The organism is Streptomyces sp. NPDC023541, assembly GCF_055559995.1.
The window spans coordinates 242,230-254,876 of the sequence record NZ_JBVHJO010000001.1 but is presented as its reverse complement, the minus strand read 5'-3'; the positions used below and the strand labels follow the sequence as shown (position 1 = coordinate 254,876).

The 12,647-nt window shown below is 73.7% G+C and carries 12 protein-coding genes, 1 tRNA gene and 1 pseudogene; 7 read left to right on the top strand and 7 right to left on the bottom strand.

Annotation, left to right across the window (positions count from 1 at the left end; all coding sequences use genetic code 11):
* Positions 1 to 185: 185 nt before the first annotated feature.
* The 4 genes and pseudogenes from ACZ3X1_RS01250 to ACZ3X1_RS01235 form a co-directional block, all read right to left on the bottom strand.
* A complete protein-coding gene (locus ACZ3X1_RS01250) occupies positions 186 to 1,016 on the bottom strand; it encodes a class I SAM-dependent methyltransferase (protein WP_467275467.1) in 831 nt (276 codons plus the stop codon).
* A 152-nt stretch (positions 1,017 to 1,168) separates the two neighbouring features.
* Entirely contained in the window at positions 1,169 to 1,399 is a 231-nt protein-coding gene (locus tag ACZ3X1_RS01245; RefSeq protein ID WP_356815232.1) for an antitoxin MazE7, read from the bottom strand.
* 156 nt (positions 1,400 to 1,555) lie between these two features.
* Positions 1,556 to 1,735: pseudogene (locus ACZ3X1_RS01240) on the bottom strand (mannosyltransferase family protein); the annotation flags it as partial.
* 300 nt (positions 1,736 to 2,035) lie between these two features.
* A tRNA-Met gene (locus ACZ3X1_RS01235) sits at positions 2,036 to 2,109 on the bottom strand.
* A 288-nt stretch (positions 2,110 to 2,397) separates the two neighbouring features.
* Here ACZ3X1_RS01235 and ACZ3X1_RS01230 point away from each other — a divergent pair.
* Positions 2,398 to 2,601: a cold-shock protein gene (locus ACZ3X1_RS01230; RefSeq protein ID WP_030384970.1), complete on the top strand. Its 204-nt coding sequence runs from the start codon at positions 2,398 to 2,400 to the stop codon at positions 2,599 to 2,601.
* Positions 2,602 to 2,709: 108 nt separating this feature from the next.
* Here ACZ3X1_RS01230 and ACZ3X1_RS01225 read toward each other — a convergent pair whose 3' ends face one another.
* Positions 2,710 to 4,023: an MFS transporter gene (locus tag ACZ3X1_RS01225; RefSeq protein ID WP_467275465.1), complete on the bottom strand. Its 1,314-nt coding sequence runs from the start codon at positions 4,021 to 4,023 to the stop codon at positions 2,710 to 2,712.
* Positions 4,024 to 4,073: 50 nt separating this feature from the next.
* Here ACZ3X1_RS01225 and ACZ3X1_RS01220 point away from each other — a divergent pair, with 50 nt between their 5' ends.
* Together ACZ3X1_RS01220 and ACZ3X1_RS01215 are read left to right on the top strand one after the other, a co-directional pair.
* A complete protein-coding gene (locus ACZ3X1_RS01220) occupies positions 4,074 to 4,481 on the top strand; it encodes a MerR family transcriptional regulator (RefSeq protein ID WP_356814537.1) in 408 nt (135 codons plus the stop codon).
* Positions 4,482 to 4,495: 14 nt separating this feature from the next.
* Positions 4,496 to 5,191, top strand: a complete 696-nt coding sequence (locus ACZ3X1_RS01215; protein ID WP_467275463.1) for a ribonuclease H family protein — start codon at positions 4,496 to 4,498, stop codon at positions 5,189 to 5,191.
* A 324-nt stretch (positions 5,192 to 5,515) separates the two neighbouring features.
* Here ACZ3X1_RS01215 and ACZ3X1_RS01210 read toward each other — a convergent pair whose 3' ends face one another.
* Positions 5,516 to 6,274, bottom strand: a complete 759-nt coding sequence (locus ACZ3X1_RS01210) for a LamG domain-containing protein (RefSeq protein WP_356814535.1) — start codon at positions 6,272 to 6,274, stop codon at positions 5,516 to 5,518.
* A 150-nt stretch (positions 6,275 to 6,424) separates the two neighbouring features.
* Here ACZ3X1_RS01210 and ACZ3X1_RS01205 point away from each other — a divergent pair, with 150 nt between their 5' ends.
* The 4 genes from ACZ3X1_RS01205 (at position 6,425) to ACZ3X1_RS01190 (ending at position 11,915) form a co-directional block, all read left to right on the top strand.
* Positions 6,425 to 6,658, top strand: a complete 234-nt coding sequence (locus tag ACZ3X1_RS01205) for a GNAT family N-acetyltransferase (RefSeq protein WP_467275461.1) — start codon at positions 6,425 to 6,427, stop codon at positions 6,656 to 6,658.
* 86 nt (positions 6,659 to 6,744) lie between these two features.
* Positions 6,745 to 7,596, top strand: coding sequence for a hypothetical protein (locus ACZ3X1_RS01200; RefSeq protein ID WP_362631905.1), 852 nt, complete (start codon positions 6,745 to 6,747; stop codon positions 7,594 to 7,596).
* Positions 7,596 to 9,755, top strand: coding sequence for a protein kinase domain-containing protein (locus ACZ3X1_RS01195; RefSeq protein WP_467275459.1), 2,160 nt, complete (start codon positions 7,596 to 7,598; stop codon positions 9,753 to 9,755). The genes ACZ3X1_RS01200 and ACZ3X1_RS01195 overlap by 1 nt, the downstream gene beginning before the upstream one ends.
* Positions 9,756 to 9,761: 6 nt before the next feature.
* The gene (locus ACZ3X1_RS01190) at positions 9,762 to 11,915 is read left to right on the top strand and encodes a bifunctional serine/threonine-protein kinase/ABC transporter substrate-binding protein (RefSeq protein WP_467275457.1); all 2,154 of its coding nucleotides are present in this window, start codon (positions 9,762 to 9,764) and stop codon (positions 11,913 to 11,915) included.
* A gap of 47 nt (positions 11,916 to 11,962) precedes the next feature.
* On the opposite strand, the gene ACZ3X1_RS01185 is transcribed toward ACZ3X1_RS01190, so the two are convergent.
* Entirely contained in the window at positions 11,963 to 12,583 is a 621-nt protein-coding gene (locus tag ACZ3X1_RS01185) for an L-threonylcarbamoyladenylate synthase (RefSeq protein ID WP_030819830.1), read from the bottom strand.
* Between the last annotated feature and the right edge of the window lie 64 nt (positions 12,584 to 12,647).

The window sequence follows — 12,647 nt, the reverse complement described above, 5'->3', positions numbered from 1 at the left end:
CGAGCCGGTACGAGGCGCAGGCCGAGGGGATGGATGGGGACCGCGAGGCGCTGTCCGTGTGGGTGGACCCGTATCCGTTGAGCCAGGCGTCGTAGCTGCCGCCGTGCGGGGCCTGGCCGGACTGGTTGGTGATGACGTGCATCCGGTCATCGACTGACCGGCCGGGTGCCCCCGGGGCGGGCGTCTCAGCTGCGGCGGTGTGCGGTCAGCAGGAGGTACTCCCACTCCATGACGCCGTCCGTGGTGTGCTCGGCGGCGAGGGCGTCGAGCGCCGCGTCCAGGGCCGCGACCTTCTCCGGATCGTCGCCCACCGCGCGGTACACGGCGATGGTCGGCCCGTAACAGGCCTTGAAGAACTCCCGGAAGTCCGACGGGTTCTTGAAGAGGGTCACGGGGACCGTCCGGCGGCGGGCGACCACGTCGGTCACAGCGTCGCCGAGCAGCTCGTGGACGTATTCCTCGTTGCCCCACAGGGGCGGCGGCTGCACACCGGGCGGGGGCGGCGGGGCGTACGGCTTCATCGCGGCGAAGAGTCGGCCGACGAAACCCTCGGGGGTCCAGCTGAGCAGCCCGACCGTCCCGCCGGCCCGGCACACGCGGAGCATCTCATCGGCGGCGGTGCGGTGGTGGGGAGCGAACATGATGCCGATGCAGGACATGACGACGTCGAACTCGCCGTCCGCGAAGGGCAGGGCCTCGGCGTCCGCCTCCCGCCACTCCAGCTTCGCGCCCTGCACGGCGGCCAGGTGCCGTCCGACCTCGAGCAGTTCGGGGGTCAGGTCCGACGCCACGACGTCCGCCCCGGCCAGCGCGGCCGGGATGGCGGCGTTGCCGGAGCCCGCCGCGATGTCGAGGACCCGGTCGCCGATCTGGATCCCGCACTCCTTCACCAGCAGGGGCCCCAGGGGGGAGACGACATGGGATGCGACGGACGGATAGTCGCCCAGTGCCCACATCGCCCGGTGCTTGGCCTTCAGGGTGCGGTCGGCCTGCCCCGCCTCGCTCGTATCGGTCACGACAGCCGTCCTCCAGCGCTCGAAGCGGTCCTTCCCCGAGCCTAGGGACGGTCGCGCGGACCGGCCCGTCGGCGGAGCCGCCCGGGTGACGGGTGCCTGCGGCGGACCGCGCCGGGCCACGGCCCGTCAGCCGTGGCCGTCCGCCGTGGCCGTCAGTCACGGGCCGCGAGGCCCCCGAAATCGCGGGCGAAGCCTTCGCGGAAGCCGGGGCGTTCGAGGGCCTCCTCGAAGGCCCGGGCGGCGCGCGCGAGCGCGGTCGCGTTCTCCTGGGCGGCGGTGAGTTCGGCGAGGTACGCGCGCAGGCTCAGTCCGCGGTCGGCGGCGAGCACGGCGAGCCGGTCGCGCACGTCGGTGTCGACCTCGACGGTGGTGGTGTCGGCCATCCTCCGAGTATGCGCGCCCGGCGCCCGCCCGGGGGCCCGTTCGCCCCCGCCGGCCCGCACCCCTGGGGAGTGTCGTCGAAGTCCCGCCTGGCGGGCGGGGTCTGGCACGCGGGTCCCGCCCTTCGGCGGCCGACGCCACTTTGACGACACTGCCTGGCCCGCCCAGCGTCCGGTGAGGAAGGTGACGGCCACCACGGTGCACAGCGGCCGCGCGACGTACAGGTAGGCGCTGCGCACCCAGGGGCGGCGCATGCGCCAGCCCGCCAGGGCGATCCACAGCGGCCACCACAGCAGGGTGGAGCGGGGCAGGGAGGTGTACCAGTAGGACGTGCCCAGTCCAGTCGCCGGTCCACGCGTGCAGGTACCGCATCGGGCATACGCCCGGCGCACCGCATCCGGTCGGCATCGGACGACGGGTTCTTCTGTGACTGCGGTCACATGGCGTGCGGCCGGCTCATTGTCGCGTCGGCCGTCCCGGGGGCGGCGGCGCCACGAGGCCGGACAGGGCCTGGCGGGTGAGGCGGATCCGGATCCGGACCCGCGGGAAATGCGGGGTCTGTTGCGGCCGCGGCTCCGCAGCTGCCCGGAAACGGCGGAAGGGCCCGGATCCACAAGGATCCGGGCCCTTCCGTGCAGTAGCGGGGACAGGATTTGAACCTGCGACCTCTGGGTTATGAGCCCAGCGAGCTACCGAGCTGCTCCACCCCGCGTCGGTGGACCTCACCCTACGGCATCCGGGGGACGCCCTTCGACGAATTTCCCGGCCGTGACGCCCGGCAAGTCCGTACAAGGGCGAAATCCCGCCGCGCAGGCGTGATCATTCCCCCTGGTGACAGTGCGTGCAGGCGTGTACCTTCTCCGGTAGCTGTCGTGGTTCCGAGTGCCTTGCCCGCGCCTTCTGGTGTGGGCAGTTTTGCTGTGTTGTGCCGTAGGACCAGGGCGATCACCTCCGTCCTCCACGCCGTGTGGAGGACGTACGTCAACGGGAAGGCATGAACATGGCTACGGGAACCGTGAAGTGGTTCAACTCTGAAAAGGGCTTCGGCTTCATCGCCCAGGACGGTGGCGGCCCGGACGTCTTCGCCCACTACTCGGCGATCAACGCCTCGGGCTACCGTGAGCTCCAGGAGGGTCAGGCCGTGACCTTCGACATCACGCAGGGCCAGAAGGGCCCGCAGGCGGAGAACATCACCCCCGCCTGATCCCCGGCCGGCCCGGGCTGTGGCCCGGGCTCCGGAGAACCGTTTCCTCCTCCGGTGTGAACCGGGGGGAGTGGACGATGAGGGCCGTGCGGCACCGCCGCACGGCCCTCATCCGCGCACGGGCCGGGACGCCGGCCGGCGCGTGCTCCGGAGCCGGACCGCCGCCCCGACGGCGGCGAGTGCGACCGTCGCGATCCCCGACGCCGCCAGCACCCCCCGGGGGCCCATCAGCGCGGTCAGGGGCCCGCCGAGCGCCGTGCCCACCGGCCCGGCGGTCAGGAGTGCCGCGCTACGGGCCGCGAGGACGGTCGTCAGCCAGGCGGCCGGGGTGCGTTCCTGGAACAGGGTGTACGACAGCGCCGTGAACGGGCCGTAGATCAGGCCGCCCAGGGTGAAAGAGGCCAGCGTGACGGGCGCGGACGCGCCCAGGCCGAAGGGCACGAGAGCGAACCCCCAGCCCGCGACGATCCCCAGCGTCACCGGCCAGAGCGGGAACCTCCGCAGCGCGCCGGCGGCCAGCCCGCCCAGCACGGCGCCCGCGCCGAACAGCGCCCAGTACAGCCCGAGAAGAGCCGCCCCGGCATGCAGGTCGTCGGTGACGTGCAACGGCAGCGCGACCTCCGCCGGCCCGTACAGGAAGTTGAAGAACCAGGTCAGGGCCAGGACGCCGAGGAGTTCGGGCTGCTTCCGCAACAACCGCAGGCCGGCGGACGGCCGCTCGGCGCCGGCCCCGGCACCCGCCTGCGGCCCTGCCTCCGCCTCTGCCTCCGCCTCCGACTCCCACTCCGTCTTCGGCTCACCGCCCGGGGCCCGGACTCTGCCCACCTGCACGGCGAGCACGGCGAAGGACAACGCGTCGAGGCCGATCAGCCAGGCGGGGCTCACCCCCGCGGCCAGGAACCCGGCCAGGGCCGGCCCGACGACGATCGAGGCCGCGACGCTCGACGACAGGAGGGCGTTGGCGGCCAGCCGCTGGTCCGGCGGGAGCATCTGCGCGACCAGCGAATACCGCCCCGCGTTGCCCCATGCGTGCAGTACGGACGAACCCGCGAGCAGGGCCACGTACAGCACGGGGTGCAGCAACCCGGCGGCCCAGGCCAGGGGTACGCAGCCGAGGAGGACCGCGCGGATCCGGCTGTCGGCCGCGAGCAGCCGCGCCGCGGGAAGGCGGCGCAGCAGGCGCCCGAACAGCAGCGCGCCCAGGGCGCCGGGAAGTGCGTACGCGGCGAGCGCGGCCCCCAGGAGCAGGCCCGAACGACCGGGAGGCGCGATCTCGATGGCCAACCAGGCCACCGCCACCACGCTCATCCCGTCACCGAGATCGGAGGCCGCCAGGGCCGGCAGCAGGCGTCTGAAACCGGTGTGGGCGAAGAGCGGACGGTAGGCCTGCGGCAGGAGGCGGGTTGTCTGTGCGGGAGTCACCAGGTCAGACTCCTGGTTCAAGCGCACTTGAGGTCAAGGGGGAGCGGTCGGTGCGACAGCTCGGGATAGGAGAGCTCGCGCGACGGGTCGGTATGCGGCCCTCGGCTCTGCGCTACTACGAGAGCGTCGGGCTGTTGCCGTCCGCCGAGCGGACGGCGGGCCGACGGGTCTACCCGGTCGCCACCGTGCGCCGGATCGCCCTGATCAAGATGGCGCAGCGGGCCGGCTTCACCCTGGCGGAAATCCGAGCCCTGCTGGACACCGACGGGGACCGCGGCACCACCCGGCAGTGGCGCGCCCTCGCCGAAAGCAAGCTCCCCGAGCTGGACCGGTTCATCCGGCAGACGCAGATGCTGCGCGACGCCGTCGCGGACTGCCTCGCCTGCGGATGCATGAACTTCGACAAGTGCGGGCTGCTCGCCGAGGACGGTCCGGGGACCGCGCAGCCCCGGGGATGAGGCATGATCGGGGGATGTCTGATCGCATCATTGCCGCCTGTGACGGAGCGGCGAAGGGTAACCCCGGGCCAGCCGGCTGGGGATGGGTCATCGCCGACGCCGAAGGACGCCCGGAGCGCTGGGAGGCCGGTCCCCTGGGGCGGGCCACCAACAACATCGGAGAACTCACCGCGCTCCAGCGGCTGCTGGAGGCGCTGGCGCCCGGTACGGCCGTCGAGGTGCGGATGGATTCGCAGTACGCGATGAAGGCCGTCACGCAGTGGCTGCCCGGCTGGAAGCGCAACGGATGGAAGACCTCGTCCGGCCAGCCCGTCGCCAACCGCGAACTCGTCGAGGAGATCGACCGGCTGCTGGCCGACCGCGACGTGACCTTCCAGTACGTTCCCGCGCACCGCGAGGACGGCGACCACCTGAACGCGATCGCCGACCAGGCCGCCAGCGACGCGGCCCTGCGGCAGGAGGCCGCGGGCACGGCCCTCGGGAACGCGGACATGCCCGTACCGGCGCCCGCCGCACCCGCGCGGAGCAAGTCCGGGACGGCGAAGAAGCGATCGGCCGCCGGCTCCGCGACGGGCCGGGGGAACCGGGCCATCAAGGCGAAGTTCCCCGGCAGCTGCCCCTGCGGGAAGCCGTACGCCGTCGGCGACATGATCGCCAAGAACGGCAGCCGCTGGGGTCACGAGAGCTGCGCGACCGCCGTGACCGACTAGGTCGCGGTCAGGCCGCGGCTCGTGTCCCACAGCCGGGCCGCGACGTGGGGGCGGCGACGTGGTCCCCCACCGGTTCGCGCCGCTGCTCGCCCCGCAGGCCGAACGCCCGCGTCCGCCGCGTCGAACGGGGCGAGGGCGGCGAGGTCCAGCCGTACGGCCCGGACCCGCGCGGCCGGGACCCCGCGTACGGATCGATGCCGCGGCGGCCTCGGCCCCGGCGGGGTCCCGGCAGCCGAGCACGACGGTGGCCCCGAGGGACGGCCGCCCCCGGCGGGCAATACGGTCCCCACGCTGCCGCCCCCCGCCGACGGCCCGGCGCCACCCCTACGGGCGGATCACGCGGAGGTAGGCCACCTCGAAGGACATCTCGGACACGTCCCGGTCGGGCGCGGGGTGGTAGCGGCCCGCGCAGACCGAGAGGTTGACGATGAGGTACGCGCGCCAGCGGCGGCCCACCCCGCGCCGGTCGGCGAAGACCTGCGTGCCGTTGACCCACCACACGACCGAGCGGGACCCGAACTCGACCTTGAGGTCCACCCAGCGGCCGGGTCCGACCGCCGCGTCGCGGTGGTAACGGGAGCCGCCCTTGACGTGGTTGGACAGTTCGAGGAGGTCGGGGTTGTCCGGGTGGTACTCGAAGACGTCGATCTCGTTGCCGCCGTCCAGCCAGGTCCAGATCGCGGGCCAGGCCCCGAGCTCGGAGGGAAGCCGTACGCGGGACTCCAGCACGTCCCCGGTCCGCACCATGAACCCTTCGTCGCTGCCCTCGGTGGTCAACAGGCCCGTGTTCCAGTTGCCGTCGGGGCGGCGGACGGCCCGGAAGGTGCCGCTGCGGCTGTAGGAAGGGTCCTGGACGAGGTGGTCGAGCTTGTTGTCGCCGGGGTTGGTGGGGCCGCCGTTCGGATAGGCCCAGGAACGGCCGGCGACCCACTGGCGGGTCGAGCCGAAGTCCGCCGTGAAGACCGGGGTCCGGGCGTTCGCCGGGCCGGCGCCGTCACGTTCGGGAGCGGAGGCGGAGGTAGAGGAAGAGGAGGAGGGGCGTCCGAGGAGCCGTCGGATCCGGTCGAGAACCTGAGTGAGCACATCGCTCCTTCCCGAGAACGCGAGCCCTTGCAGCATGCCCGTCTCCCGGGCCATACATACCGGTCCACCGGTTTGTGTTTCACCCACCCGGGCGTGTAATAATCCAAATGCATTTGCAACCATTACGTTAGAGGGTGGGTCCGCCGGGCGGTGGCACGTGTCCGGGGCGCCGACTCGACCTACCTCGCCGACCTGGCCGTCGACGTCGCCCACCAGGGCAGGGGCGTGGGCCGCGACCTCATCCGGGTCACCGGGGAAGCGGTCCCCGAGGCGAAGGTGGTCCTGCTCTCCGCACCCGCCGCGGTCGACTACTACCCGCACATCGGATTCACCCGCCACGCATCCGCCTGGACCATGGACCGCCTGTCCCAGGGGCAGTCCTGAGCCGCATGCCATGCGCCAACAACGCTTGTGCATAAGACAGTTGCGCACGCCCACGGCGGGGTACGATCCGTGCCGTGGGGGGAAACGTGACACGACGTGATGTCGCGCTGCGCGCCTGCGGCTGCGCGGCGACAGGCTTGTTCTTCATGGTCATGGCCGGGTGCACGGCCGACGGAACGGCCGGAGGCGGGGCGACGAGCCGCGCCCCGGCCGCGTCACCGGCATCACCCACCTCACCCGCACCGCCGCCGTCCACCGCCCAGCCCTCACCAGGGGCCTCGCCCCTCTCCCTCGTACCGGAGCTGGACGAGTCCAAGCAGCCGAAGACGGCCGCCGAGGCACGGGCGCTGCTCGACCGGATCGTCATCACCGAGGACGCCTTCGGCCCGGACGTCGTGCGCCGCACCCCCTTCGAGAGCCGGCCGGACCGCTGGCCCGTCCTCGACGAGCAGTGCGTGTGGCAGACCGCCGACCTGCCGCGGGACGTACTCGCCACCAACACCCGCTACTTCCAGATCCCGGCCGGGAGCGGCCACGGCCGCGTTCAGATCAACGCCACGGTGACCGTCCACCACAACCGCGCGGAATCGGGCTGGGAGACCGCCCGCGCCATGGAGGAGGTCGTGCGCTGCCCCGACCAGAAGCTGCGCGAGGGCGAGGACATCAAGGGGCTGCTGGGCACCGCGAACCACCAGGGCGAACAGATGAACAACTGGAGCGAGGACGCCTTCAGCGAGTTCGGCACGTACGTCAGCGCACAGGGGGGCGAACCCCAGCGCTACTTCTGGTACCAGGCGCAGTTCGGCCCCGTCACCGTGGCCATCGCCGGCAAGGGCGCCGAGGGCTTCAAGCAGGAGACCCTCACCCAGCTCGTCGTGCAGGGCAACAGCCGCATGATCGCGCAGGCCAAGCAGGCCCTCGGAAAGGCGGCCGGCTGATGGAGCAGCTGCACCCCTCGGACCCGTCCCGGATCGGCGGCCACCGCCTCCTCGGACGGCTCGGCGCCGGCGGCATGGGCGTCGTCTACCTCGGCCGCACCGACGACGGTGCGCTCGCCGCCGTCAAGGTCATCCGTGCTGAATACGCCGAAGAGGCCGACTTCCGGGCCCGCTTCCGCCGCGAGGCCGAGATCGCCGCCGAGGTCGACACCCCGTGGGCCGTACGGATCACCGGCGCCGACCCCGACGCCCGCGAACCGTGGCTGGCCACCGCCTTCGTCGCGGGACCCTCTCTGGCCGAGGCCGTCTCCGCCCACGGGCCGCTCCCGCTGCGCGCCGTACGGATCCTCGGCAAGGCCTTGGCCAAAGCCCTTCAGGTAATGCACGCGCAGGGCCTCGTCCACCGCGACGTCAAACCCGGCAACGTACTCCTCGGCATGGACCGGCCCCGGCTCATCGACTTCGGCATCGCCCGCGGCGGTGAGCACACCGCTCTGACCTCCGCCGACGCCGTACTCGGCACACCCGGCTTCATCCCGCCCGAGCAGGCCGAGGGCCGCCCCGCCGAACCGTCCGGCGACATCTTCTCCCTCGGCTGCCTCCTCGCGTACGCCGCCACCGGCCGGCTGCCCTTCGGCGCCGGCACCGTGGAGGCCGTGCTCTACCGCACCGTCCACGACGAGCCCGACCTCGGCCCGGAACTCCTCGCCGACCCCGAACTGACCGGCCTGCTGCGGACCTGCCTCGCCAAGCACCCCGACGTCCGCCCCACCGCGGCCGGGCTCGACGAGGCCCTCACCGAGGACACCCCGGGCGAGGGCACCGACTGGCTGCCCGACCCGGTCGTCGCCACCATCGCCGAACGGGCCGCCGCCCTGCTCGCCCTGCCCGGCATCGAGGAGACCGCCGCCGACCCGAAGGCCGCCCCGGCACCCGGCAGCACCGGCCCGGCGCCGTCCCGCAGGCGTTTCCTGGGCTTCGCCGCCGGCGCCGTACTGGCGATCGGCGGGGGCACCGCCACCTGGCTGGCCCTGGACGAGGACGACGACCCCGAAGGCACACCGGCGGCCGCTCCCCGGCCGTGGGTGATCGGTGTACAGGCCGACCTCTCCGGCCCGCAGAAGGCCGCCGGACTCGCACAGGAGCGCGGGGTGCGTCTCGCCGTCGACGCCTTCAACTCCCGCAAGGACAAACCCTTCACGCTCACCGTCGCCACCGCCGACGACGCGGGCGCGGCGGACCGCGCCCCGGCCGCCGCCACCAGCCTGATCTCGAACGCGGACGTGCTAGCCGTGATCGGACCGACCGGCAACGCCACGGTCACGCCCTGCCTGGAGCTGTACGGGGAGGCGGCCCTGCCCCTGCTCACGGTCTCGGCCCTGGCGAGCGCCTTCAGCGTCGCCGACCGGCGCAGCTTCTTCCAGGTCAGCCCCATCTCCTTCATCCAGGGCTCGGCCCTCAACACGGCGCTGGCCCGCCAGCAGGGGGTGAGCAGGCTGGGCGTCCTGTGCGACCGGGACGGTGACGGAGAAGGCTGGCAGGCGATCCTGCACGCCAGCCGCACCATCGCCGGCTACGTTCCCGGAGCCACCGTCTACCCGCGGGTCGTCCCGCGCGGTACCCAGGACCTCTCCCCGGTCGTCACCGACATGCTCACGCACGGCGTCGACGCCTTCTTCTACTCCGGCACCCCGCAGGGCGCGGCCAGGACCGCCACCCTGCTGGCGGCCGCCGGGTACCGGGGGCACCGGGCCGCCGACTACGCCAGCATGGGCCCGGAGTTCCTCGCCGCGGCGGGCCCGGCCGCCGAGGGCTGGCAGTTCGTCGCCCCGTACACCGGCCCCGAAGCCCCCGAGACGGCCGAGCTGGCCCGCGCGCACAAGGCCGCCTACGGCACGGCGCCCGACGTGTGGACGGCGGAGGCCTACGACGCGGCCGGCCTGGTCATCGACCGGCTCGTCACGGCGGCCCGCGGCGGGAGCCGCCCGGCCCGCGCCGAACTGCTGACCGCCCTGGCGCAGGGCACCTTCCGCGGCCTGACCAAGGAGTACGCCTTCGGCGAGGACCGGACGGTGAAGGGCAACACCTACTTCCTCCACCGGGTGGAAGGCGGCCGGATCCGCTACGTGGGCCCGGCCGCCGAACCCCCTGCGGGATAGCGGCCGATGCGCCCCCTCCTGCCCGCCGATCCGGCCGCGATCGGCGGGAACCGGCTGCTGGGCCGCCTCGGCTCGGGCGGCATGGGCACCGTCTACCTGGGCCGTTCCCCCGAGGGCGTCCTCGTCGCCGTCAAGGTGATCCGCGCCGACCACGCCGCGGACCCCGCCTTCCGGGCCCGGTTCCGCCGTGAGGCGCAGGCCGCCGGCGGGCTGACCGGGCGCTGGGTCGTGCCGGTGATCGCCGCCGACCCCGAGGCCCGCGAACCGTGGCTGGCCACCCCGTTCGTCCCCGGCCCCTCGCTGGCCGAGGCGGTGGGCGGGTACGGGCCGCTGCCCGTCCGGACCGTGCGGATCCTCGGCGCGCGCCTCGCCGAGGCCCTGGCCGAGGTGCACACGGCCGGGCTGATCCACCGCGACGTCAAGCCGGGCAACGTCCTACTGGCCCCCGACGGGCCCCGCCTGATCGACTTCGGGATCGCGCGGGTGGCCGGCGCGACCACGCTCACGGCCGTGGACGCCGTCGTCGGCACCCCGGGCTACCTGGCCCCCGAGCTGGCCCGCGCGGGCGGTCCGGTCGCGGGACCGGCCGGCGACGTGTTCTCCCTCGGCTGCGTGCTCGCGTACGCGGCGACCGGGACCGGCCCGTTCGGCGGCGGGCACGCGGCCGCGGTGGTCTTCCGCACCGTCCACGAGGAGCCGCACCTTGGCTCGCTGCCGGAGGAGTTGCGGGAGGCCGTCGGCGGCTGCCTGCTGAAGGAGCCGGCGGACCGGCCGACGCTCGGCGAGCTCACCGCACTCCTCGGACCCGACCTGGGCGGTGCGGGCTCAGCGGCGGCCGCGGACTGGCTGCCCGCCCCGCTGCCCCGGATCATCGCCGAACGCTCCACCCGGGCCCTGGACCTGCCCGCGCCCGAACCCACCCGGATCGACGCCCCGGCGCCCGCCCGGCAGTTCACCCGCAGGCGCCTGCTCGCGGCCGGCGGAGCCCTGGTCGCCGCCGCCGCGCCGATCGCCTGGTTCACCGCCCGGGGGCCGGGCGGCCGCGGCGCACCGCCCGTCGACGCCGACCGGGACCTCCCCGTCCTCACCCTCGGCCTGCAGGCCGACCTGACCGGACCCGGCCGGGCGACCGGCCGGGCACACGAGCGGGGCATGCGGCTGGCCGCGGACCGGCACAACGCCCGGGCCGACGCCCCCTTCCGGCTGGCCCTGCGGGTCGCCGACGACGGCGGCGACATGCAGCGCGCCGCCCCGGCCGCCAAGGAGCTGGTCGCCGACCCGGCCGTGCTCGCCCTCGTCGGCCCCACCTGGGACGCGGCCGTACCGGAGCTGGCCGGGGCCTGCCTCGCCGCGGACCTCGCCCTGGTGCTGGTGTCGGTGAACAGTCCGGAGAACACCCAGACGCTGTGGCGCACGGCGTGCGCCACCCGCCCGTCCGACGAGGGCCTCGGCCTGCCGGTCCTGCACTACCTGTCCCAGGTGCGGATCTCGCGCCGCACGGCGGTCGTGGAGGACGCGGCCGACGGATCGACGGCGTGGCAGGTCACCAGGGTGCTCCAGCAGAGCCCCCCGGCGCAGGGCACGGTGAGCGTCCACCGCGTCCCCGAGGGGGGCTCCGACTTCGCGGGCACCGTACGCGCGCTGACCGAGGCCCGCGCCGAGGCGGTCGTGTACGCCGGTACCTCACCCGAGCGCGCGGCCGAGCTGGCCCGCGCGCTGACCGACGCCGGCTTCCGGGGCCCGCGCGTGGGCCTCCAGCAGGCCATGGAACCGGCCTTCCTCACCTCGGCCGGCCAGGCGGCCGAGGGCTGGGTTTTCAGCGCCTTGTACACCGACCCCCTTGCCACGCCCCCGGCCGCAGAGTTCGTCGCGGCCCACCGGAGCGCGTACGGCGAACCGCCCGCCCGGTGGGCCACCGAGGCGTACGACGCGGTGGGGCTGCTGGCCACCGCCCTGGCCGGGCTGGAGGGGGAGGGCCGGGACCGGGCGGGTCTTTCCCGCCGGATCTTCCGCACGACGTACCAGGGCCTCGCCAAGGCGGTCGCCTTCGACACCGGGACGCGCGCCCTGACCGGAGACGCCCTCGGCCACCTCTACCGGGCCGAGGCGGGCGCCTTCCGGTACCTGGGCCGCTACGCGGACGTGAGGAGCGACCCGTGAGCACCGACCTGTGAGCACCGACCCGTGACCTGCGACCCGTGAGCGGCCTACTCGAACCGTGAGGTGTCTCCGGCCCCCCGGCGCACGATCTCCACGTCACCACCCGAGAAGTCGATCACCGTGGTGGGCTCGGTGCCGCAGTCACCCGAGTCCAGTACGGCGTCCACCTCGTGGTCGAGCCGCTCCTTGATCTCCCAGCCCTGCGTCATCGGCTCCGCCTCGTCCGGCAGCAGAAGCGTGCTGGACAGCAGCGGCTCGCCCAGCTCCGCGAGCAGGGCCTGGGTGACCACGTGGTCGGGGATCCGGACGCCCACGGTCTTCTTCTTCGGGTGCAGCAGCTGGCGCGGCACCTCCGAGGTCGCCGGGAGGATGAACGTGTAGCTGCCGGGCGTGGCCGCCTTGATGGCGCGGAACACGTTGTTGTCGATCTGCACGAACTGCCCCAGCTGGGCGAAGTTCTGGCACACCAGGGTGAAGTGGTGGCGGTCGTCGAGGTTGCGGATCGACCGGATCCTGTTGATGCCGTCCCGGTTGCCCAACTGGCATCCCAGCGCGAAGCAGGAGTCGGTCGGGTACGCGACGAGCTTGCCGGAGCGGATCATGTCGACCACGTTGTCGATGGTGCGCCGCTGGGGGTTCTCGGGGTGCACGTCGAAGTATTTCGCCATCCGCCGAGCCTACGCGGTCGTGGCGGGGCCCGGTCACGGCCGCTCGGGACGCTTCCCGGCGCTT